Source organism: Saccharopolyspora kobensis (assembly GCF_900108315.1).
Lineage (GTDB): Bacteria > Actinomycetota > Actinomycetes > Mycobacteriales > Pseudonocardiaceae > Saccharopolyspora > Saccharopolyspora kobensis.
Map to the genome: position 1 here is coordinate 319,640 of NZ_FNVB01000006.1, position 20,637 is coordinate 340,276.

The 20,637-nt window shown below is 71.1% G+C and carries 18 protein-coding genes and 1 tRNA gene; 9 read left to right on the forward strand and 10 right to left on the reverse strand.

Features of this window, described 5'->3' with window-relative positions:
• Window positions 1-159: 159 nt before the first annotated feature.
• The 5 genes from C4T78_RS21940 to C4T78_RS21960 all read right to left on the reverse strand — a co-directional run bounded on the left by C4T78_RS21940 (window position 160) and on the right by C4T78_RS21960 (window position 4,637).
• On the reverse strand, window positions 160-1,065 hold the full coding sequence (locus C4T78_RS21940; protein ID WP_093350998.1) for a S49 family peptidase: 906 nt from the start codon (window positions 1,063-1,065) through the stop codon (window positions 160-162).
• Between the two features lie 9 nt (window positions 1,066-1,074).
• Complete coding sequence (locus C4T78_RS21945) at window positions 1,075-2,328, reverse strand: GAF domain-containing sensor histidine kinase (RefSeq protein ID WP_093350995.1); 1,254 nt, start codon at window positions 2,326-2,328, stop codon at window positions 1,075-1,077.
• A 168-nt stretch (window positions 2,329-2,496) separates the two neighbouring features.
• Entirely contained in the window at window positions 2,497-3,348 is an 852-nt protein-coding gene (locus C4T78_RS21950) for an Fpg/Nei family DNA glycosylase (protein ID WP_093350992.1), read from the reverse strand.
• Between the two features lie 66 nt (window positions 3,349-3,414).
• Entirely contained in the window at window positions 3,415-3,852 is a 438-nt protein-coding gene (locus C4T78_RS21955; RefSeq protein ID WP_170210228.1) for a DUF983 domain-containing protein, read from the reverse strand.
• 185 nt (window positions 3,853-4,037) lie between these two features.
• Window positions 4,038-4,637: an RNA polymerase sigma factor gene (locus C4T78_RS21960; protein WP_093350989.1), complete on the reverse strand. Its 600-nt coding sequence runs from the start codon at window positions 4,635-4,637 to the stop codon at window positions 4,038-4,040.
• A 497-nt stretch (window positions 4,638-5,134) separates the two neighbouring features.
• Between C4T78_RS21960 and C4T78_RS21965 the strand changes: the two genes are divergently transcribed.
• The 4 genes from C4T78_RS21965 to C4T78_RS21975 all read left to right on the forward strand — a co-directional run bounded on the left by C4T78_RS21965 (window position 5,135) and on the right by C4T78_RS21975 (window position 7,613).
• A tRNA-Gly gene (locus C4T78_RS21965) sits at window positions 5,135-5,207 on the forward strand.
• Between the two features lie 484 nt (window positions 5,208-5,691).
• A complete protein-coding gene (locus tag C4T78_RS36140; protein WP_143185798.1) occupies window positions 5,692-6,042 on the forward strand; it encodes a hypothetical protein in 351 nt (116 codons plus the stop codon).
• Window positions 6,043-6,329: 287 nt separating this feature from the next.
• Entirely contained in the window at window positions 6,330-6,902 is a 573-nt protein-coding gene (locus C4T78_RS21970) for a hypothetical protein (protein ID WP_143185796.1), read from the forward strand.
• 90 nt (window positions 6,903-6,992) lie between these two features.
• Complete coding sequence (locus C4T78_RS21975) at window positions 6,993-7,613, forward strand: maleylpyruvate isomerase family mycothiol-dependent enzyme (protein WP_093350983.1); 621 nt, start codon at window positions 6,993-6,995, stop codon at window positions 7,611-7,613.
• 231 nt (window positions 7,614-7,844) lie between these two features.
• Here C4T78_RS21975 and msrA read toward each other — a convergent pair whose 3' ends face one another.
• Entirely contained in the window at window positions 7,845-8,513 is a 669-nt protein-coding gene (msrA, locus tag C4T78_RS21980) for a peptide-methionine (S)-S-oxide reductase MsrA (protein ID WP_093350980.1), read from the reverse strand.
• Window positions 8,514-8,534: 21 nt separating this feature from the next.
• A complete protein-coding gene (locus tag C4T78_RS21985; protein WP_093351212.1) occupies window positions 8,535-10,403 on the reverse strand; it encodes an acyltransferase family protein in 1,869 nt (622 codons plus the stop codon).
• A gap of 226 nt (window positions 10,404-10,629) precedes the next feature.
• On the opposite strand from C4T78_RS21985, the gene C4T78_RS21990 reads away from it, so the two are divergent.
• The gene (locus C4T78_RS21990; protein WP_093350977.1) at window positions 10,630-11,868 is read left to right on the forward strand and encodes a hypothetical protein; all 1,239 of its coding nucleotides are present in this window, start codon (window positions 10,630-10,632) and stop codon (window positions 11,866-11,868) included.
• A 61-nt stretch (window positions 11,869-11,929) separates the two neighbouring features.
• Here C4T78_RS21990 and C4T78_RS21995 read toward each other — a convergent pair whose 3' ends face one another.
• Complete coding sequence (locus C4T78_RS21995; protein WP_235863464.1) at window positions 11,930-15,079, reverse strand: glycosyltransferase; 3,150 nt, start codon at window positions 15,077-15,079, stop codon at window positions 11,930-11,932.
• A 191-nt stretch (window positions 15,080-15,270) separates the two neighbouring features.
• Window positions 15,271-15,588 (reverse strand): hypothetical protein, encoded by a 318-nt coding sequence (locus C4T78_RS22000; protein ID WP_093350973.1) that lies wholly within the window; start codon window positions 15,586-15,588, stop codon window positions 15,271-15,273.
• A gap of 98 nt (window positions 15,589-15,686) precedes the next feature.
• Between C4T78_RS22000 and C4T78_RS22005 the strand changes: the two genes are divergently transcribed.
• From C4T78_RS22005 to C4T78_RS22015, 3 genes are read left to right on the forward strand one after another with little or no spacing between them, the layout of a single operon-like run.
• Window positions 15,687-15,923 (forward strand): hypothetical protein, encoded by a 237-nt coding sequence (locus C4T78_RS22005; protein WP_093351210.1) that lies wholly within the window; start codon window positions 15,687-15,689, stop codon window positions 15,921-15,923.
• Window positions 15,910-17,391, forward strand: a complete 1,482-nt coding sequence (locus tag C4T78_RS22010) for a sensor histidine kinase (RefSeq protein ID WP_093350970.1) — start codon at window positions 15,910-15,912, stop codon at window positions 17,389-17,391. The genes C4T78_RS22005 and C4T78_RS22010 overlap by 14 nt, the downstream gene beginning before the upstream one ends.
• Window positions 17,388-18,050, forward strand: coding sequence for a response regulator transcription factor (locus tag C4T78_RS22015; RefSeq protein ID WP_093350967.1), 663 nt, complete (start codon window positions 17,388-17,390; stop codon window positions 18,048-18,050). Before C4T78_RS22010 ends, C4T78_RS22015 begins: the two co-directional genes overlap by 4 nt.
• A gap of 205 nt (window positions 18,051-18,255) precedes the next feature.
• Here C4T78_RS22015 and C4T78_RS22020 read toward each other — a convergent pair whose 3' ends face one another.
• Complete coding sequence (locus C4T78_RS22020; RefSeq protein WP_093350964.1) at window positions 18,256-19,371, reverse strand: baeRF11 domain-containing protein; 1,116 nt, start codon at window positions 19,369-19,371, stop codon at window positions 18,256-18,258.
• A 285-nt stretch (window positions 19,372-19,656) separates the two neighbouring features.
• Here C4T78_RS22020 and C4T78_RS22025 point away from each other — a divergent pair, with 285 nt between their 5' ends.
• Window positions 19,657-20,553 (forward strand): DMT family transporter, encoded by an 897-nt coding sequence (locus C4T78_RS22025; protein WP_093350962.1) that lies wholly within the window; start codon window positions 19,657-19,659, stop codon window positions 20,551-20,553.
• The last annotated feature ends 84 nt before the right edge of the window (window positions 20,554-20,637 follow it).

Here is a 20,637-nt window from a genome sequence, read left to right on the forward strand (position 1 = left end):
CTGCCGCGGGCTCTCAGCGTTCGACTGGCGAGGACAGCCCGTTCGCCGTGCATCGGGCACACCCGAGAACGCCGATCCGGCGGTCCAGGCGGGCGCTGCGACTCCCGCAGGGTGGCCACCACCCGCACCGCCACGCAGGACAAGCGCGGAAAACCGTGCTCAGAGCCCGAAGCGGTTCCACATCGCCCGGTGCTCCAGGGCCTCCACAGTGGACAGCACCGCGTCCGCGGGGGAGCCGCCGAGGCGGACCGACGAGGACATGCCGAGCCGGGCCAGCAGCGGCTTGCGCTGCTCGACGATGTGCAGGTGGGCGTCCGGGAACTTCTCCTTGACGATCTCCCGCAGCGAACCCACGCCGTCCACCAGACCGAGCTCCGCGGCCTTCGCGCCGGTCCACACCTCGCCGGAGAACAAGTCGTCGTCGCTGCTCTGCAGCTTGCTGCCGCGGCGCTTGCGCACCCAGTCCCGGAACTGCTCGTGCAGCTCGCCCTGCAGGCCGCGCAGCCACTGCACGTCCTCCTCCTTCTCCGGGCGGAACGGGTCCAGCCGCACCTTGTGCTCGCCCGCGGTGTACACCCGGCGCTCCACGCCCAGCTTCTCGATCAGCCCGGTGAGCCCGAAGCTCGCGCTGACCACGCCGACGGATCCCACGATCGACGTCGGGTGCGCGTAGATCTCGTCGGCCGCGCAGGCCAGCCAGTACCCGCCGGAGGCCGCGACGTCCTCGCAGTAGGCCAGCACCGGCACGTCCTTCTCCGCGGCAAGTTCCCGGATCCGGTCCGCCACCAGCGCCGACTGGGTCGGCGCGCCGCCCGGCGAGTTGACCGCCAGGACCACCCCGGCGAGCCGGTCGTGGCCGAACGCGCGGGTCAGCGCGGACTCCGCGGTCTGGGTCGAGATCGTCGGCCGGCTCATCGGCGACGGGGTCGAGGTGATGACGCCGTGCAGCTTCACGACCGCCACCACCGGCCCGCGCTCCGCTCGCTCGGCGAGCTTGCCGGGCAGCTTCGCGGACAACTTGCCGGACAACAGGTCGGTGAACTTCTGCGGCGCCTTCTCGCTCATACCCCGACGTTACCGGCTCACCGCGGGCCCGGCCGCCAACCCGATGCCCGTTTCGTCGTAAGCCGGCGGCGGCAGCGGACGCACGCCCGGCGCGAACTTCGGCACCCGCATGATGACCTTCATGCCCGCGCCCTGCTCGGTCTCCACCACCAGGCCGTAGTCGTTGCCGAAGGTCGCCCGCATCCGGTTGTTGATGTTGCCGAGCCCGACGTGCGCGCCGGTCAGGTGCGCGTTGGCCAGCTCCGCGTCGAGCCGCTCCGGGTCCATCCCGATGCCGTCGTCGTCCACGCTGATCAGCGCCTCGGTCCCGTTGTCCTCGGCGGTCACCGACACGGTGCCGCCGCCCGGCTTGTTCGCCAGGCCGTGCCGGACGGCGTTCTCCACCAGCGGTTGCAGCGCCAGGAACGGCACCACCACCGGCAGCACCTCCGGGGCGATCTTGAGCTGGATCTTGAGCCGGTCGGGGCCGAACCGGGCGCTCTCCAGGATCAGGTAGCGGTCGATGTTGCGGATCTCGTCGGCCAGCGTGGTGTAGAGCCCGCTGGTGCGGAACGAGTAGCGGGTGAAGTCGGCGAACTCCTGCAGCAGGTCCCGCGCGTGCTCCGGGTCGGTGCGGATCAGCGAGCCGATGGTGTTCAGCGCGTTGTAGATGAAGTGCGGCGAGATCTGCGCCCGCAGCGCGCGCACCTCGGCCTGCGCCAGCCGCTCCTTGGACTCCTGCAGCTCCGCGAGCTCCAGCTGGGTGGACACGTGGTTGGCGACCTCGGCAGCGGCCCGCAGCAGGCGCTTGCGGTCGCCACCGGCGATCACCGCCAGCGCACCGCGGGTCTCGTCCTCCACCTCCAGCGGCACCACGACGGCGTGCCGCATCGGGCACGGCCGGTGCTCGCAGGTCACGTCGCCGTGGTCGAGGAACTCGCGCTTGCCGGTGCGAAGCACCTGCTCGATCTTGGTGCGCAGGTCGGCGTAGTGGTGGTTGGCCTCGCCGTCCCAGCTCAGCAGCGTGCCGTCGGCGTCCACGATGCCCACCGCCACGCACGCCAGCAGCTCGCGCAGGTGCGGCGCGGCCTTGTCCGCCGACGCCGGCGTCAGCCCGGCGCGCAGGTGCGGAGCCGCGCTCGTCACGCGGTGCAACGCCGCCAGCGTCGCGTCCTCCACCGAGGTGCTCACCCGACGCGCCCGGCACAGCAGGACGAACATGCCGAGCACGGCGAGCGCCGCGAGCGTGGTCAGCACCGTCCGCTCAGTCAACAACTCCGCCACAACATCAATCTGCCCGATGCGCACACTAGGAATCAAGACGGCTACGCTCAGTGCGCGCTTTCCATCGGTAAGCGGTACCTCACTCTTCCGTTCAGCGGTATGGACCAGTTCCACCTGCGGCTATTCAGCTGTGCACAACCACCGAATTCATCCACAACCTGTGGACAACTACTTCAGCAGCCTGGAGAACCGGCGATCCGCCAGTGGTTTGCCACCCGTCTGGCAGGTCGGGCAGTACTGCATCGACCGATCCGCGTAGGACACCTCGCGGACGAGGTCACCGCACACCGGGCAGGGCAAGCCGGTCCGCGCGTGCACCCGCAACCCCGAGCGCTTCTCCGCCTTCAACCGCGCGGCGTCCTGGCCCAGCGAGCGCTGCACCGCGTCCTTCAAGATCTCCTGCGTGCTCTCGTGCAGGCGCGCCACCGCATCGGCGTCGAGCTTGCCCGAAGTGGCGAAGGGCGAGAGCTTCGCGGCGTGCAGGATCTCGTCGGAGTAGGCGTTGCCGATCCCGGCCAGCGCGGACTGATCGGTGAGCAGCGTCTTGATCCGCTCGGTGCGCCCGGACAGGATCGCGGCCAGCCCGTCGGCGTCCAGCTCCAGCGCGTCCGGGCCGAGCTTCGCGATCCCCGGCACCTCGGCCGGATCGGCGACCACCCACACGGCCAGCTTCTTCTGGGTGCCCGCCTCGGTCAGGTCGAACCCGACCCCGCCGAGGTGCACGCGCAACGCGATCGGCCCGCGACCGGGCTTCGGCGGTGCGGGCGAGAGCTTGTCCGACCAGCGCAGCCAGCCCGCCCGCGCGAGGTGGCAGACCAGGTGCAGCCCGTCGCAGTCCAGGTCCAGGTACTTGCCGTGGCGCGCGGCCCCGGTCACGGTGCGGCCGTGCAGCTCGGTCCACGGCGGACTGGCCGTCTTCAGCACGCTCATCGACGCGACGTCGACCCGGACCACGCTCCGACCCACGGCGTTGTCGCGCAGGTGCTGCGCCAACGCTTCGATCTCAGGAAGTTCCGGCACGACACCAGTGTGCGGTCTCCGTGAGCGTTCCGGGGGCTGCGGCACCCCGAAGCGCTCACCCGGCGATCACTCCACCGGCTGCAGGCTGCCGTTCATGTCGGGTTCGGCGTACAGCTCGATGTGGCGGGCCACCTCGGAGACCTCCTTGCGGACGTCGTAGAAGCCGCGCACCACGCCCACCCAGGTCTCCGGCGGGTTCTCCTCGTGATCGCCCGGCGTGGCGGCGGTGACCGTCCACGGCCGGTGCAGCACCCAGCGGACCGGGAAGAACAGCACCGCCACGATCAGCAGCAGGATCAGCCACGACGGCACGTACACCTCGTCGGGCGTCCAGATCACGAACAGCACGACCAGGAACAGCAGCACCCCGCCCATCACCACGCCGGGACCGGCACCGCCGTTGACGTCGTGCTCGAACTCCTCCGCCGCGATCGGATTGGACCACTCCAGGTTCGCCTTGATGGTCCACTCGCGGCCGTCGGAGCCCCGCACCACCCGGTTCATCGTCGCCTCCCCGCCCACCCGGGCTGGTCGCCTCACCAAACATCGCTTCGCCACTGGAACCCCGGCGCTAACCGAGCGTGAAGCAACGGTACCGCGCGCGTCATGGGCCCGACGGGTGATAGTCGTTCCCGAACGGGCCCATTGTCGATCATGTCCGACGCCCGGGCCAACCCCGCGGCAGCACGTCAAGCGCGGCGCAAGCACCTCCGCGACCGCGCGACCGGCAGATCCGACGCCTGGTGATACGCCTCACGCAGCCCGCGCCGCGCCCGGTGCGCCAGCACGGCGGTCGCGTTCGGCGTCAGGCCGAGCTGCCGCGCGATGCTGGCCGGCCGGTGCCCCTCCACCTCGGTGCGCCACAGGACCTCCCGCCACCGCGCGGGAAGCCGCAGGAACGCCCTGGCCAGCAACTCGCCCTCCGCCTGGGCCACCTGGTGATCGCCCTGCCGCGGCACGTGCTCGCCCAGCTCGTCGGAGTTCATCGGCTCGTCCCGCCGCGCGGCCGCCCACTCCGCGAGCACCCGCCGAACCGCCGTGAACAGGTACGTCCTGATCGCGTCCCGAGGACCGCGCCCGGCGCGAACCGCGCGCAGCACGCGCAAGAAGACCTCCGCCACCACGTCGTCGACGTCGATCCCCGGCCGCTGCATGCTCAGCGCGAACCGCCGCACCATGGGCGCGTGCCTGCGGTACAGCTCCCCGAAAGCGGAATCGTCGCCCGCCCGCAACCGCGCCAGCAGCGCCCCGTCCTCCGACGACAGCACCGCAGCTTCGCTCAGCCCCAACGTTCCTCCCCCAGCCCAGCCGACCGGCGAACCCCTCCGCACCGGCCGGAATCGCCACCGCCGACGCCCCGGACGGCGGCGGCACCAGGAGGTCGCGGTGGATCTCGGCGAAACCCGCGAAACGATCGGCCGCCAGCAGCGCGCTGCGCGCCGGTGGAACTCCCCCAGATGACGCCGGGCGCCGGTCACCACCGACCGCGCCGGGCACGTCACCATCAGACTGTCGTCGGCCGCGCCGAAGACCGCAACCTCCGCCGCCACCCACACGCGTGGCCCCGCGTCCTCCCGGACGAGCTCGCCCGCCGCTGCCGGAGCGCCTCCGGCCGACACCCGACCCGAACGGAATAACGCCAGGTCAGGGCGGTCGGACGCGGATCTCCGCCGAGCGTCGAACCCATCCGCGCGACGCCCGTTCTGATCAATTGGGACCCCCCGGTGAACATGCTCGGAAGCATGGGCTAGAGTAGTCACCAACAGCCCACCGGGGCGATGAAGATGCGGATGTAGCGCAGCTGGTAGCGCATCACCTTGCCAAGGTGAGGGTCGCGGGTTCGAGTCCCGTCATCCGCTCAGAGCTGGGAGCCGTGTGCCAAACTTTCGTTTTGGCTGCGGCTCCTCGCCATTTTGTTGGGGGGTTCGAACCCCCCAAGCCCCCCACGGTGCGGGGGTTGGGTTTCGCGTGCTCCTTACCTTGAGTGGTGTGCTCGGCCTGGGTTGTGGACCAGCGGTTCGGCGCTGACCTCGGTGGGGTCGCCGGGTCCTGGCATCGGTGGGTTGTTTGTGGGTTGCTTCTTCGTTGGTGACCTGGTTCTGGTCGTGTCGCTCGGTTTCTGGGGCTTGGCAGCTTGACGGCTGGGGTTCGGGTCTTGCCGGGTGTCGTCTTCGTGTTGGTTTGGGTTGTTTGGTGGGTTTGGGTTTGGGTTGATCTTCTTTTTGGTTTTGGGTTCGCTCGAAATTGGGAATTTTCCTGACTCTCGGGTTGTGCGGGGTGCGCGGGTTGGTGGGGTGTGATCTTCTCGTTGGCGCCTTGTTCTCGGTTTTTGGAGGGTTTTTCATGCGTCGGGTTGTTGTTGGTCTGCTGGCCTTCGGAGTTCTCGGAAGCATCGGAGGCGGGGTCGCCAATGCCGTTGGCGAGCCCTACCAGCAGCCGAATTCCTCGGAATCCTGGGGCTGGCAGATCAACGGGCAGAAGTTCAGCTCCTGGCAGGACGGGTCGAGCTCCACCACCTCCAGCACCACCTCTTCGACGACTTCCACCACCACCACTACCAGCACTTCCGCCCGATCCGGCGACGGCGGGCAGGGCGGCAGCGCGCAGGGCGGCTCGTCCCACAGCTACGTCCAGGGCGACGGCTGGGCGTACAGCTACGCGCAGGGCGAGAACGCTCAGGGCGCAAACGGTTGAGTTCGGGGATGTGCCGCGCTCGGTGGCGGGCGCGGCACATCCCATTTCGCGCGCATGTTCGTGCGCCGATTTTCAGAACGGGGATCACCGCAACAGCCGACGATCCCCGTTCCCCATTCAGCGCGCGCAGGATTAATTCGCGAATGCTGAACCGGATTTGAATTAATTCCGCGTTGCTCCGGCCGGTCGCCGTCGCCGGATCGGCCCCGCCGGGCGGTTCCGGGCGGTGCGCCCTGCCGATAAGCTCCCTCCTCGAAGCACGGGCCGCCGTGCGCGGGAGGAGCTGCATGTCCGGTGCCACTCGTTCGCGGGTGCGGCGGTTGTCGGGCGTCGGGTTGTGCGTGCTCGCCGTCGGCATCGGGCTCGCCGCGGCCGGCTGGATCATGCCCTCGCCCACCGCCTCCGGCTACACGAGCGTGCCGAACACGTGCGAGTCGGTCTCGCCGCATTCGCTGGAGCAGGCGTTCCAGCCGCGGCAGACCGAGGTCTACGAGCAGCGGCACGGCATCGACGGCGGCAGGCACAGCTCGAAGTGCCAGTGGCGCACCGAAGGACCGGTGCACGCCGAGCGGAAGACCCGGCTGCACGTCGAGATGGCGATCGAGTTCGACCGCGAAGCACGCCCGGACACCGCCTACGTCGACCAGTTCCTCGACTACCTGGAACTGGAACCGGGCGCGGCCGAAGTGCCGGACCTGGACGCCCGCGCGGTCGTGATCCGCAGCCCGCGCGACGTCCAGCTCGTCGCGGCCAAGGCCAACATGACGATCGCGGTCCGCTACAGCGCTGCGGCGCCGACCGCGGAACTCGAACCGGTCGCCCGCCAGGTCGTCGAGGAGCTGCTGGTCGTCGCGGGCTGAGATCGGTGGAGTTCTTCTCCGGGTTGCGATGATTCTGCGCCGTGGGCGGAGTCCATGGGGTGGCAGTTTCGACATCGCGGAGGAACGGACATGACCGCAGGGCTCTGGGAGCTGGTCCACGAGGAGCGCGAAGCGCTGGCGGCTGATCTATCGGGGCTTTCCGAGGAGCAGTGGTCGACGCCGTCGCTCTGCGAAGGGCTGACCGTGCGGGAGGTGCTCGCGCACATCACCGCGGCCGCGAGCTTGAACCCCGTGCAGTGGCTGGCGGGCGTGATCCGCTGCCGCTTCGACTTCGACAAGCAGGTGGCCATGCGGTTGGCCGAGCACCTGGGCGCGGACGGCGCCGAGACGCTCGACCGGTTCCGCCGCGTCATCACGAGCCGGACGAAGCCACCGCTGCCGGTGGTGGCGATGCTCGGCGAGGTGATCGTGCACGGCGAGGACGTCCGCCGGCCGCTGGGCATCCGCCGCGACTACCCGATCAGCACGCTCACGCAGCTGGCCGAGTACTACCGCAGCTCCGACCTCGTCGTCCCGGCGAAGGGCCGCATCGGTGGTCTGCGGCTCGCCGCGAACGACGGGCCGTTCGAGACCGGCGCCGGGCAGCCCGCGTCCGGGACCACCCTGGCGCTGATCATGGCGATGGTCGGCCGCACGGCGTACTGCGACGACCTCGAGGGCGACGGCGTCGCAGTCCTCCGCTCCCGCTGAGCGGTCGATCCGGATCCTTCGGGCCGCAGCCGCGAGGTGTCGCGACAACGGCATGAGCTGTCGCAAGCGCGCAGCGCTCAACCCACCCTCGCAACCGGCACCGCCGCGGGTTCTGAGCGGTTTCCTGGCGAGGACGGCCCCTCCGCCGTGTAGTCGGACGTACATCAGGAGGGGCACCCGCAGCTCCAGGGAACCGCTCAGGTTCCGCCACGCAGAACGAGCAGGTTTCCGTCAGCCCTGGGCGGTCACTCCGGTGCCGATCGGGCAGGAGACCCCGGTGCCGCCGAGGCCGCAGTAGCCGTTCGGGTTCTTGGCGTCGCTCAGGTACTGCTGGTGGTAGGTCTCCGCGTAGTAGAAGGCCTCCAGCGGGGCGATCTCGGTGGTGATCTCGCCTCGGTTCGCGGCGCTGAGGGCCTGCTGGAACACCTCGCGGCTGGCCTCGGCCTCGGCCCGCTGGGCGTCGTCGGTGAGGTAGATCGCCGAGCGGTACTGGGTGCCGATGTCGTTGCCCTGGCGCATGCCCTGGGTCGGGTCGTGGTTCTCCCAGAACACCTTCAGGACCTGGGCGTAGCTGATCACCTTCGGGTCGAAGACGACCAGCACCACCTCGGTGTGCCCGGTGCGGCCGGAGCAGACCTCGTCGTAGGTCGGGTTCGGGGTGTAGCCGCCCGCGTAGCCGACCGCGGTGGTCCACACCCCTTCGGTGCGCCAGAAGACGCGTTCCGCGCCCCAGAAGCAGCCCATGCCCACGACCGCCGTGGCGTAGCCGTCCGGGAACGGCGGAACGATCCGGCGATCGGGGTGCACCGCGTGGAACTCCGCGACCGGCAGCGGGGTGTCCCGCCCGGGCAGGGCAGCCGCCCGGTCGATCAGGCTCGTCTTGTCACCGAAAAGCGCCATGTTCCCGAGGGTACGCCTCGATCAGCGGCGATCCTGGTGCTTGGGATGCGGACGGGTCTCCTCGTCCGGGCTCGGCGGGGGCTCCGGGCGGGCGTGCCGGCCGGTCCCCGCGCGCCGAGCCGGTGGGCGCGGTCGGCCCGGCGGCGTCTGCCGGGGTTCCACGTCGCCGACCAGGCGCTTGGCCAGCGCGGAGTCCTCCTGGAGCGGGGCCGCCCGGCGGCGCGGTGGGGCGTCGATCGGACGCTGCGGGCGCGGGTACGGGCGGCCCGGTGCCGCGCCGTTGCGGGGTTCGGAAGTGCCCTGGTGGCCGTTCGGCGGCAAGTCCGCTGGTGGGCGGGCGATGCCGGTCGGCATGGAGCCGCGGTCCTGCGGTGCGCCGTTGCGCGACTCCAGCGGGCGGACCGGCCCGTCCGCCCGGTTCGGCAGGGATTCCGCGCGCCTCCGGCGGCCGACGCCGATGTCCGGGCGCGGCGGCACGGCGGGCTGCTCGGCAGGCTTCACCTCGCCGACGGGCCTGACCCGGCGCGGCTGGTCGGCGCCCTCCGCCCTCCGGCGCGGGCGGTCGGCTTCCGGCACCGGCGTACCGCGGGGAGGCGTCGGCGGACGAGGTCGGTCGTCCTGCGCTGCCGTGCCGCGAGGCGGTGTCGGCGGGCGGTCGTCCTGCGCCGGCGTGCCGCGGGGCGGGGTGGCCGCGCGGCGACGGCCCGGGCGGCCGACCGCGGTCACCTTCGTCGTCGCCTCCGGGGCCGGTTTCGGCTCGGGCTCGTCGTCCGCTTCGGGTTCCTCGGGCTCCTCGACGTCGACCGGATCGTCCTTCTTCTTCGGGGCCGGGGTGAGGTAGTGCCGCAGCTTCATCGTCGGGTCCTCGATGAACTTCCACGACAGCGTGCCGATCACGTACGCCAGCGGTGCCGCGCAGATCAGCATCAGCCACTGGTTGCGGACGCCCGCCATGGCCAGCAGCTGCTGGATCGGGAATCCCCACACGTACACGCCGTAGCTGCCGTTGACCCACACCCCGGGGACGGTCAGCCGGGCGGGCCAGTAGTGCCCGGCCAGCACCACCGCGTAGCTGACCACGAACACCATCAGGAAGGAGCCGGCGATGCTGTTGGGCATCAGCGCCAGCACCACCAGCCCGGCGCCCGCGGCCAGCGGCGAGAGCGGGATCCGGTAGAGGTTCAGCACCACGCCGAAGGCGAACGCGACCAGGAACGCCACCAGCGACTCGACCGGGACGCTGAGCAGCGAACCGGCCGACTCCGCACCGGGGATCTGGTCCAGGTGCCGGTCCCAGATGACCAGCGCGACCAGCGCGACCACCGTGATCCAGCGGTACTTGTCCTTGCCCGCGCCGACCACGAGCAGCAGGAACAGGCCCGCGTAGGCGAGCAGCTCCATCGGCAGCGTCCACAGCGAACCGTTCACCGCGTCGGGCCACGGGTTGTCCGTGAACACCCCGGGCAGCTCGTGCTTGAGGGTGAGCATTCCGGCGTTGTTGACGATGTAGCCCCAGGTGCCGTGCGCGGCGAAGTAGTCACCCGCGGACAGGGTGGTGACCAGCGGGCCGATGACCAGCGCCATGGCCAACGTCACGGTCAGCATCGGCGGCCACAGCCGCAGGACGCGCTTCGCCGCGAACCTGCCGAGATGCGGGTCGCGGAGCCAACTCTCCGTGATCTGGAAGCCGCTCATCGCGAAGAAGCCCATCAGGACGCCGTCGTCGGGCCGCAGCGCCCAGTCCTTCGAGAACAGCACTCCCTCGCCGGCCAGCGGTGAGCTGTGACCGTAGATGACCAGCACCGCACCGATCATCCGGATCCAGGCGAAGCCGTGGTGCGGTTCGGCGAACAACTCCGGACGGGTGTGCACGACCCGCGCATCACCCACCCAGATCACCCCATCAAGTCAATGCCCCCGCCAGAGAGGTCAACGCTGCGTAGCCTAGCTGGGGGCGCGGCGGTTGGGGACCCATTACCTCGTAGCCGCCCGGCACGACCAGACCGGGGGCCGGATCGTTATCCGGCCGGTGCCCCGCAGCCCACCGACCGGGTGCCAGAATGGCGATCGATCGCATGTGGGGGCGTTCGCTGTTCAATCCGGAAAGGGCGCATCGGTGACCTGGCAAGACGAGTTGCAGAATCTCGACGCCGAACTCGCGGCGGGTCGGATTTCCGCCGAGGAGTATCGCCAGCGGCGGGACGCCGTGCTCGGTCGCGCTCAAGGCGGGCAGAACGGACCTGCTTCCGGCGGATTCCCGCAGCAGCAGCCCGGCACTCCGTCGGGTGGTCTGCCGCAGCAGCCCGGCACTCCGGCCGGAGGTACTCCGCAGCAGCAGGGCAGCCCGTTCCCGCCCGCCTTCAGCTGGGGAGACGCCGCTGCGCAGGGGGCGCAGCAGCAGGCCCAGCCGCAGCAGCAGGTCTCGGGTGATGCCACGCAGGTCGTGCCGAACCCGGTCGCTCCGCAGCCGCCGCAGAACGACTCCGAGAGCACCCAGGTCGTCAACCTCAACCAGCAGCAACAGCAGTGGCCGGCGCAGCAGCCGCCACCGCAGCAGCCGCAGTGGGGCCCGCAGCAGGGCTGGGGCCCGGTGGAGAGCACCGGCACCCCGTGGGGCGACGACCTGCCCGGCGGGCAGCCGGAGCACGGCGACGCGGCCTGGATGCGGCAGGGCCCCGAGGTCTTCGACAGCGCGGGCAAGTCCGGCAAGGGCAAGCTCATCGCCGGGCTGTCCATCGGCGGTGTGCTGGTGGTCGGCCTGATCGTCGCGCTGATCTTCTTCTTCACCAGCGGCAACGACAGCCCGGGCGAGGTCATCGAGGCCGAGCCGACCGTGCAGACCCCGCCGCCGCCGACGACCAAGGAACTGCCCGAGCCGCCCGCGGCCAACCCGAACCCGCCCGCCAACCCGCAGGACGTGCTGGTCGGCGTGGAGGGCCCGGCGCACCCGTGGAACGGTCCGCTGGACCTGCCCGCGCTGCAGGGCCACAAGGCCGGCGTGCTGCAGCCGCAGGCCGTGCTGGACACCGCGATCCAGAACGGCCTGACCGACGGCTGGTTCACCAAGACCGACGGCCCGCCGCAGGTCACGCTGCTCGCGCTGCGCATGCCGAGCCCGGACGCGGCCTCCACCGTGGTGCAGAAGTACCTCGACGCCCAGCAGGGCCTGGCCGTCGAGGAGGACCTGTCGTACAAGGGCGTGGAGGTCGTCTCCACCGGCAGCACCTTCCGCACCGCCTACGTGTCGCACGGCTGGGTGGTCATCATCGACTCCAGCGGTGAGCAGGCCGAGCAGAAGTTCAAGGACGTGCTCTCGCAGCAGCTCGCCAAGACCCCGCCGACCGTCCGCGACTGACGACCGACGCGAAACGGCCCGTCCACCTCGAAACCGAGGAGGACGGGCCGTTTCGCTTCGGTCAGGCTTCGTAGTCGGCGGTCTTGAGGAGCTCTCGCAGCGTGGCGCGGGAGACGTCCGGGCCGAACTGGGCGGCGATACCGGACTTCCCGGCCTCCGCCAGGCGCTGCCAGGTCTCGTCGTCGCTGAGCAGGCGGATCACCTCGGCGGCCAGGCCCGGCGCGTCGTCGGCGACCAGTACCTCCTTGCCGTGCTCCAGGTGCATGCCCTCGACCGCCACCGTCGTGCCGACCACCGGCACCCCGAGGCTGAGGCTCTCGCCGACCTTGCCCTTGACGCCCGCGCCGAACCGCAGCGGCGCCAGGGTCACGCGGCTGCGCGCGTAGTGCGGCTCCAGCTCCGCGACCCAGCCGTGCACCTCGACGCCCGGCCCGGCCAGCGCGCGGACCTCGTCGGTCGGGTTGCTGCCGATCACGTGCAGCACCGCCTCCGGGCACTTCTCGCGCACCAGCGGCATGATCTCGCGGGCCGCCCAGCGCGCCGCGTCGACGTTCGGCGGGTGGTCGAAGCTGCCCACGAACACGACGTCCTTGCGGCCGTCGGGCTGCGCCGGGCTCCAGTCCACCTCGTGCACGTTGGACAGCACGCGGACGTCGGCTTCGGGGACGAGCTCGCCCAGCAGCGCCCGCTCCGCTTCCGAGACCACCAGCGTGACGTCGCACGCCCTGGCCAGGCCGAGCTCCATCTGCCGGGACGCGAAGGCCTTGCGGCGCAGGGCCTCGGCCTTGTCCGCGTCGCCCTGCCGCTCGGCGACCTCGGCCTGCCGCTCCAGCCGGAGGAAGTGCACGTCGACGGTGTCGTAGGCGATCACCGCCTGCGGCGCGCAGGTGCGCAGCTCCTCCACCAGGCTCCAGGCGACCTGCGGGCGCGACAGCAGCGCCAGCGAGATCTCCGAACCGGCCTCGTGCAGGAACGCCTGCTGCAGCTCCGGTGCGGGCAGGACGGTGACGCCGAGCTGCTGCAGCTCCGTGGTGTAGGGCTCCAGGTGCGCGTGGTTGGCCGGGAAGAACACCACCCGGCAGCCGAGCTCGACGAACTGCTCCAGCACGCGGCGGATCCGCACCGAGCCGGAGTCGAAGTCCGGCCGCGGCACCTGGTGGTCCTTGACCAGCACGATCGGCCCGTGGTGGCCGCGGGTGCCGCGGTGGCGGGCCAGCCAGAGGTTGCGCGGCGAGGCTTCCGGCAGGTGCTCGGCGGCGAGCGTGTCCGCCCACTTCGCCACGAAGGCCTTGCGGTTGATCTCCTGGTGCTTCTTCACCCCGGTGCTGAGATCGGTGCCGTTGGACACGCCCTCGTGGTGCACCACGACGGCCTTCGGCTGCACCACGGTCCGGTAGCCGGCCGCGCGCACCGCGAACGCCAGGTCGGTGTCCTCGTAGTAGGCGGGCGCGTAGCGGGTGTCGAAGCCACCGACCTCCCGGAACACGTCGTTGCGGACCAGGATCGCGGCCCCGGAGCAGTAGTCGACGTCGCGGACCACGTTGAACTCGGCGCCACCGGGATCGGTGTTGCGGCCGTAGTTCCAGCCGTTGCCGTCGGCCCACACGATGCCGCCGGCCTCCTGCAGCCTGCCGTCCGGGTACACCAGCTTGGCGCCGACCAGTCCGATGCGGTCGTCGGAGCGCATCGTGTCCATCAGGACGTCGAGCCAGGACTCGGTGACCTCGGCGTCGTTGTTCAGGAAGAACAGGTACTCGCCGCGGGCGTGCTCGGCACCGAGGTTGCAGGCGCCGATGAACCCGAGGTTGCGCTCGGCGCGCACCAGCCGCACGCCTTCGCAGGCGGCGAGCTTCTCGGCGCTGTCGTCCGGTGAGGCGTCGTCGACGACGATCACCTCGAACGGCACGGAGACCACGTGCCCGCCAAGGAACCGCAGGCACTGCCGGGTGTAGGGCCACTTGCCGTGCACCGGCACGATCACGCTGACCAGCGGCTGGTCGCTGCGCGGCACCGGCAGCGGGCCGGTCTCGACGACCTCCTCGGCCTGCACGACGCCCGGCTTGCGGCCGAGGACGATCTCGTAGGCGTCGCGGCGCGCGGTCCCGCGCGGCGCCACCCGCTCCACGACCTTGCGGTACTTCGTCACCGCGCGCTGCACCAGCGCGGAGTTCTGCGCCGCCAGCTCGGCGTTCGCCTCGCTGAGCTCCGCCGCCTGCCGCTCGGCGTCCGCTACGCGTCCTTCGAGCCGCGCGACGGTGTCGCGCAACCACTCGATGCGCGCCGCGTCGCGCTCCGCGCTCTCGCGGCGCTCGCGCAGCTCGCCGCCGAGCCGGTCGAGCTCCGCTCGCAGCTTCGCCTGCTCGCGGACTCCTTGGTCGGCGCGCTGCTCCTCGCTCTTGCGCAGCTCTTCGAGCCGCCCGATCACGCTCTTGAGCTCTTCGGCCTCGTCCCGGCTGCGCTGGTAGAGGTCGTTGAGCTTGGCGACGTCGGCGACCGCGGCGTCGCGCTGCTCGATGATCGGCGCGACGTCTCCGCTGCGGCGGGCGAGGGTGAGCTGGGCGTCGGTGAGCAGGGCGGCGGCGGGCAGCTTCGGCAGGTGCTTGTCGGAGGCGATGCCGAGCAGGTAGGTGTGCGGCACGCCCTGCCGGAGGGTCCAGCCGTCCTCGCCCGGGTCGATGGTCTGCAGCCGGACGCCTTCGATCGCGGTGTCCGGGTCGCCGGGATCGGCGGGGGTGAGCAGCGAGCCGACCGTCACGTTCTGCTTGAGCACCGCCACGTGCCGGAACGCGCCCTCCAGCAGGGATTCGTACTCGTCGGCGGTGAGTTCCTTGACGTGGTACGGGTTGTCGTTGCCGTGCTCGTGCGAGTAGACCGCCGTGTCCGGGGTGCTGCTGAAGAACAGCCCGCCCTGGGCCAGCCGCGACTTGACCAGCCGCAGCACGGCGCCGTGGTCCTCGACGTGCTCTATGGCCTCGAAGCAGACGATCACGTCGAAGGGCGCGGCGTCGGCGAGCAGGTCGGGATCGGTGATCGAGCCGAGCTGGAAGGTGACGTCGCCGCTGCCGTACTTGCGCTTGGCGTGCTCGACGGTGTCGGGGTCGATGTCCACGCCCACGACCTCGGCGCCCTCGGCGGCCAGCAGCGCGGCGCCGTAGCCCTCTCCGCAGGCCAGGTCGAGCACCCGCTTGCCGCGCACGAACCGGGCTGCCATCGCGTAGCGGTGGTAGTGCTCGTAGATGACTTGGACGTCATCGGTCCACGGCACGCACCGCTCGCCGGTCCACTCGATCAGCCGCTCGTCCTTCGGGTCCCTCGCCACGTACCGCAGGTTATCGCCCGGATCTCGCTCCCGTGCCGATACGTCCGAACCCGCTGCACGACGCCGCGCCCGGGCGACGGTGGTCAGCGGGGCGGGGGCTCGTCGATCCAGCGGAACCAGGCTTCGCCGTCCTGGACGTGGAGGATGAACTCCGCCACCGGGCCGCGCGGGGAGACCAGCGTCAGGGCCTCGTTGATGCGGTCGTAGATCTGCTCCCAGGCCGCCCAGTCGTCGTCGGACTCCGCGAGTTCGAGTTCGGCGGCGAACACGGGCTCGAACTCGGCGAACGCCGGTTGCGGCCGGAACGGTCCGGACAGCCACGGGAAGTCCGCGTCGGTGACCTCGATCTCGCCGACCAGCTCTTCGCCGCGGTGCAGCCGCCACGTCTCTCCCGGGAACACGGACCGGACCGTACGCGGCGGCACCGACGGGCTCAGATGAAAAACCTCTCATCCGGCTTTCATGCCGGGTCGCGGGAACGGAGGTCAGAGTGGACGTCATGAGGTCGGTTCCCAAGGCGGTCCTGCTGCTCGCGGCGATGGCGTTGCCCATCGCCGCGGTGCTGGTGAGCTTCGCGCTCACCGACGGACCGCGCGTTCCCCAAGTTCCCGCCACCGTGCAGATCGGCAGCTCGCCCGGACCCGACCCCACCACGGCGTCGCCCGCCCCGACGACGGAGATCCCGCCGCCCGCGCCCGGCGACGACGACGATGACGACGACGATGACGACGACTGAGCCCGCGCCGACGCGGTCGCTCCCCAAGCTCCCCACCCGCCGGGGCACGCGCATCCCGGCGCGCGCGCAGATCATGGGCTGGCTGCTGCTGGTGCTGGTCGTGGTGCTGCTGGCGGTGGTGCTGATCGTGCGCTCGTTCCTGCACAACGACGTCAACGACCAGATCGCGGAGTCGCTGGAGCAGGAGGCGCACGAGTTCTCCACGTTCGCCGCCACCGGGCGCGACCCGAACACCGGCCAGCTGATAAGCGCCCCCGACGCGCTCTTCGACTCCTACCTGCGCCGCCAGTACCCGGATCCCGACGAGGCGCTGATCGGGGTGTGGCGGACGCCCACCGGTCTGCGCACGCTCGCCCAGGAGCAGAACGACCAGATCGAGCGCTTCGCCGAGGACCCGGCGATGGTGCAGCGGATCGTGGACCAGCCCAGCACCTGGGGCGAGGAGGACACGCCGCTGGGCCGGATGAGCTGGGTGAAGGTGCGGGCCGAGTCCGCCAACAGCGACCCGGCGTGGTTCATCGTCCAGCGCTACACCGACAAGGCGATGGGCGAGGCCGACCGGACCGTGCAGACCCTGCTGCTGGTCAGCGGGATCGGCGTGGCGATCGCGGCGCTGTCGTCGTGGGTGGTCGCCGGGCTGATCCTGGCGCCGGTGCGGGCCGTGCGGCAGACCGCCGCCGAGATCACCGAGCACGACCTGACCAGGCGCATCCCGGTCGAGGGCCGGGACGACATCGCGGCGCTGGCCGACCAGTTCAACGCGATGCTCGACCGGCTGGAGGACGCCTTCCGCATCCAGCGCCAGTTCGTCGACGACGCCGGGCACGAGCTGCGCACGCCGATCACGATCGTGCGCGGCAACCTCGAACTGCTCGGCGACGACCCCGCGGAGCGGGAGGAGGTGGTGCGGCTGTGCACCGACGAGCTGGACCGGATGACCCGCATCGTCAACGACCTGCTGATGCTGGCCAAGGCCGACCGGCCCGACTTCGTCACCCCCGCCCCGGTCCCGCTGGCCGAGCTGACCAGCGACATCGAGGCGAAGGTGCGGTCGCTGGCGGACCGCCGCTGGGTGCTCGCCGACATCGGTGAGGGCGACGTGGTGGTCGACGAGCAGCGCGTCACCCAGGCGATGGTGCAGCTCGCCCAGAACGCGGTGCAGCACACCGAGCCCGGTTCGGAGATCCGCATCGGTTCGTCGCTGGTCGACGGCACCGTCTCGCTGTGGGTGGCCGACCGCGGGCCCGGCGTCGACCCGGCCGAGGTGGAGAAGATCTTCGACCGCTTCACCCACGGCAGCGGCAAGGGCAAGGGCGGCGCCGGGCTCGGCCTGGCGATCGTCAAGGCCATCGCGGACGCCCACTACGGCCGGGTGCGGGTGCTGTCGGAGCCGGGCCGCGGCGCGACCTTCCGCCTCGAACTGCCCGCCATCCCCCCGCACATCCCAGTTGAGGAGCCCACTCCATGAGCAAGATCCTTATCGCGGAGGACGAGACGCGCATCGCGGCGTTCATCGAGAAGGGATTGCGCGCCAACGGCTTCACCACCACCGTCGTCGGCGACGGCGACACCGCCCAGGACTACCTGCTCACCGGCGACTTCGACCTGGTGGTGCTGGACCTGGGGCTGCCGGGCAAGGACGGGTTCTCGGTGCTGCGGGCGGTGCGCGCCCAGCACATGACGGTGCCGGTGATCATCCTGACCGCGCGGGACGGCGTGCACGACACGGTGGCCGGGCTGGAGGGCGGCGCGGACGACTACATGACCAAGCCGTTCCGGTTCGAGGAACTGCTGGCCCGGGTGCGGCTGCGGCTGCGCCCGGTGGACCGGGTGCCGGAGGTGACGGTGCTGCGCGACGGCGAGCTGTCGCTCGACCTGCGCACCCGCCGCGCCCAGGTCCCGAACGGCACGGTGGACCTGACGGCGCGGGAGTTCGCGATGCTGGAGCTGTTCCTGCGGCACTCGGGCCAGGTGCTCAGCCGCGAGCAGATCCTCTCCCACGTGTGGGGCTACGACTTCGACCCGGGCTCCAACGTGGTCGACGTCTACGTGCGGGCGCTGCGGCGCAAGATCGGCGCGGAGCGCATCACCACGGTCCGCGGCATGGGCTACCGCCTCGGCACCTGACGGGTCCCGGCCGGTTCCGCCGCCCCAGGGCTCCGACCACGCGATTTCAATTGAAATCGAACACCTGATTTCAATTGAAATCGCGGACGTTCACCACCGGCACCGGCGTGTCGGGCCGCGACACGCCGGTGCCTGCGCGATTTCAATTGAAGTTGGACGTCTGATTTCAATTGAAATCGCCGCAGGGGCGTAGCGGAGGATCGCGTCAGGGGGCGTAGCGGAGGATCGCGGCGATTTCCCCACCCGCCGGGATGTCGTCGCGGCGGACCGCCAGGACCTGGCCGCCGGTGAGCCAGACCCGGCGCGCGATCTCGTCCTGCAGGCCGTAGGTGGAGGCGCCGGCCGGTTCGAAGTCCACCGCGCCCGCCTCGTCGATGACGCCCGTCGTCGTGTTGTCGATGTCCACGAACACCGTGTCCACCGCGCCCATCGTCGCGTGGCGGGCCACGTCGGCGATGTCGCTGACCGCCCGGCCCTGCCCGGTGCGCAGGTCGAACAGCTCGTGCAGTTCGCGGAGCCGGTCGGCGTGCAGGTCGTCCAGGACGCTGCGGGCCGCCGAGGCCAGTTCGCGGTCGGTGCTCTCCTCCGGGTTGCCGGTCAGGCCGACCGGCGCCAGCTCGGGAGCGCCGCTCACCGAGCGGAAGATGCTCTGCAGCGGCTCGGTGGCGGCCAGGATCAGCGGCACGTCGCCGCGCAGGACGGGCCGCAGCGCGCGGTCGACCTGCCGGGCGAACTGGCGGATGCGCACCTTCTTGCCCTCGTCGGCCTGCAGCCTGCGGATCGGCGAGCGGTCGGCGGGGAACGCCCGGCCCACCGCGCTGTCGATGTCGGACGGCATCCCGGGCACCTCGATGGTCACCGGGTCCAGCTCGGGCAGCACTTCCAGCAGGCGCACCGAGTGCTGCGCCAGGGCCAGCACCAGCGCGGTGTTCGGGAAGGTGATCGAGCGAAGCAGCGGCTTGAGGTGGAACCGGTCGGAGACCTCGACCGCGGCACGCAGGTGGTTGGGCAGCCGGAACGTGGTGATCGACGTCGGCGTGGCGAACACCGCGAGGCTGCGCGCCTGGTACCGGAAGAACGCCTCGTCGTCGCCGAGATCGGCGAGGTGGTCGGCCAGCTCGCCGACGGCGTCCTTGTCCGCGCCCGCCGCGCGGAGCTGCTCCAGCGCCTCGCCGGTCAGGTTCTTCAGCTCCACCCGCTCGGCCTCCCCGGTGGAGGCCGGGTCGGTCGGCAGGTACAGGGACGCGCTGTTCGGGTTGCGCGCGGTCAGCAGCGCGTCGACCTGGGAGCGCGTCGGGATGTCGGTGTGCAGGATCGCCATCGCAGACCTCCGCAGAACGTCCAGGGCGGCGTCGGTGCGGTGCGGAGCACGTTCCGAACGCCCTGTTAACCCGTTAGGGTGTGCCTCGTGAACTCGTACTGGCGTCGCGTCACTCCGCCGCCGTCCTGCTGACGGGCGGCGCTCCTTCGACGGCTTGACCGGCCGTCGCTCACCCTGCTGTGCAGTCCTCCGTCGGTCTTGCCTGAAAACGGCGCCGGGAAACCCGCTGCACGCACGCGCCCCCGTTCGACGCGTCCCATCGCTCCTCGAACGGAAGAGTTCACGATGTCCGACCAACTCCTCGACGCGCCCGCGCGCGCCTCGTTCCGCTCCGGCCCGCTCCTCGTCCTGCTGGCGTCCGCGCTGTGGGGCACCACCGGCACCGCGGCCAGCTTCGCCCCGGCCGGTGCCAGCCCGCTGTCGATCGGTGCCGCCACGATGGGCGTCGGCGGTCTGCTGCTGCTCGCGATCGCGGGCCGTTCCGCCTTCGAAGTGCTGCGCTCCGGCCGGCCCGGCCTGCTCGTGGTGGGCGCGCTGGCGGTGGCCGTCTACCCGCTGGCGTTCTACTCGTCGATGGCGCTCGCCGGAGTCGCGATCGGCACCGTCGTCACGCTCGGGTCGGCGCCGGTGTTCGCCGCGATCCTGGAGCGGGTCGTCGACGGTGTCCGGCTGGACGGCCGGTGGGCGGTGTCGGCCGCGCTGGCGGTGCTCGGCCTGCTGCTGATCACCGGTGGCGGCTGGGCCGGTGCCGACGCGAACGCCCTGCTCGGCGCGCTGCTCGGTCTGCTCGGCGGCGCCGGGTACGTCGTGTACTCGTGGTCGGCGTCGCGGATGATGCGCCGGGGCCACGGGTCGCGCGCGGTGATGGGCGCGATGTTCGGCGCGGGCGCGCTCGTCCTGCTCCCGGTGCTCGCGCTCACCGGCGGACCGCTGCTCTCCTCGCCGTCCGGGCTGGCGGTCGCCGGCTACCTGGCGGTGATCCCGATGGGACTGGCCTACGTGCTGTTCGGCGCCGGGCTGCGGCACACCTCCACCAGCGCGGCGACGACGCTGAGCCTGCTCGAACCGGTGGTCGCCGCGATCCTCGGCGTGCTCGTCGTCGGTGAGCGGCTGGACGCGGGCGCGTGGTTCGGGACGGTGCTGATCGGAGCCGGATTGGTGCTGGTCAGCACCCGTCGGTAGAGGTTGTGCACAGCTGTGGATAACTTTGCGCCACAGCGGCCCCACGGACGGGAGTTCTAGCAGGTCACACCCCTGTGGACAAAG

Excerpts from the sequence above, each read along its gene's own strand:
- C4T78_RS21940 (WP_093350998.1), bottom strand. The coding sequence starts at position 1,065 with ATGAGCGAGAAGGCGCCGCAGAAGTTCACCGACCTGTTGTCCGGCAAG.
- C4T78_RS21955 (WP_170210228.1), bottom strand. The coding sequence starts at position 3,852 with ATGAACCGGGTGGTGCGGGGCTCCGACGGCCGCGAGTGGACCATCAAG.
- C4T78_RS36140 (WP_143185798.1), top strand. The coding sequence starts at position 5,692 with ATGCGTCGGGTTGTTGTTGGTCTGCTGGCCTTCGGAGTTCTCGGAAGC.
- C4T78_RS21970 (WP_143185796.1), top strand. The coding sequence starts at position 6,330 with ATGTCCGGTGCCACTCGTTCGCGGGTGCGGCGGTTGTCGGGCGTCGGG.
- C4T78_RS21975 (WP_093350983.1), top strand. The coding sequence starts at position 6,993 with ATGACCGCAGGGCTCTGGGAGCTGGTCCACGAGGAGCGCGAAGCGCTG.
- msrA (WP_093350980.1), bottom strand. The coding sequence starts at position 8,513 with ATGGCGCTTTTCGGTGACAAGACGAGCCTGATCGACCGGGCGGCTGCC.
- C4T78_RS21995 (WP_235863464.1), bottom strand. The coding sequence starts at position 15,079 with ATGGCAGCCCGGTTCGTGCGCGGCAAGCGGGTGCTCGACCTGGCCTGC.
- C4T78_RS22005 (WP_093351210.1), top strand. The coding sequence starts at position 15,687 with ATGAGGTCGGTTCCCAAGGCGGTCCTGCTGCTCGCGGCGATGGCGTTG.
- C4T78_RS22010 (WP_093350970.1), top strand. The coding sequence starts at position 15,910 with ATGACGACGACTGAGCCCGCGCCGACGCGGTCGCTCCCCAAGCTCCCC.
- C4T78_RS22015 (WP_093350967.1), top strand. The coding sequence starts at position 17,388 with ATGAGCAAGATCCTTATCGCGGAGGACGAGACGCGCATCGCGGCGTTC.
- C4T78_RS22020 (WP_093350964.1), bottom strand. The coding sequence starts at position 19,371 with ATGGCGATCCTGCACACCGACATCCCGACGCGCTCCCAGGTCGACGCG.
- C4T78_RS22025 (WP_093350962.1), top strand. The coding sequence starts at position 19,657 with ATGTCCGACCAACTCCTCGACGCGCCCGCGCGCGCCTCGTTCCGCTCC.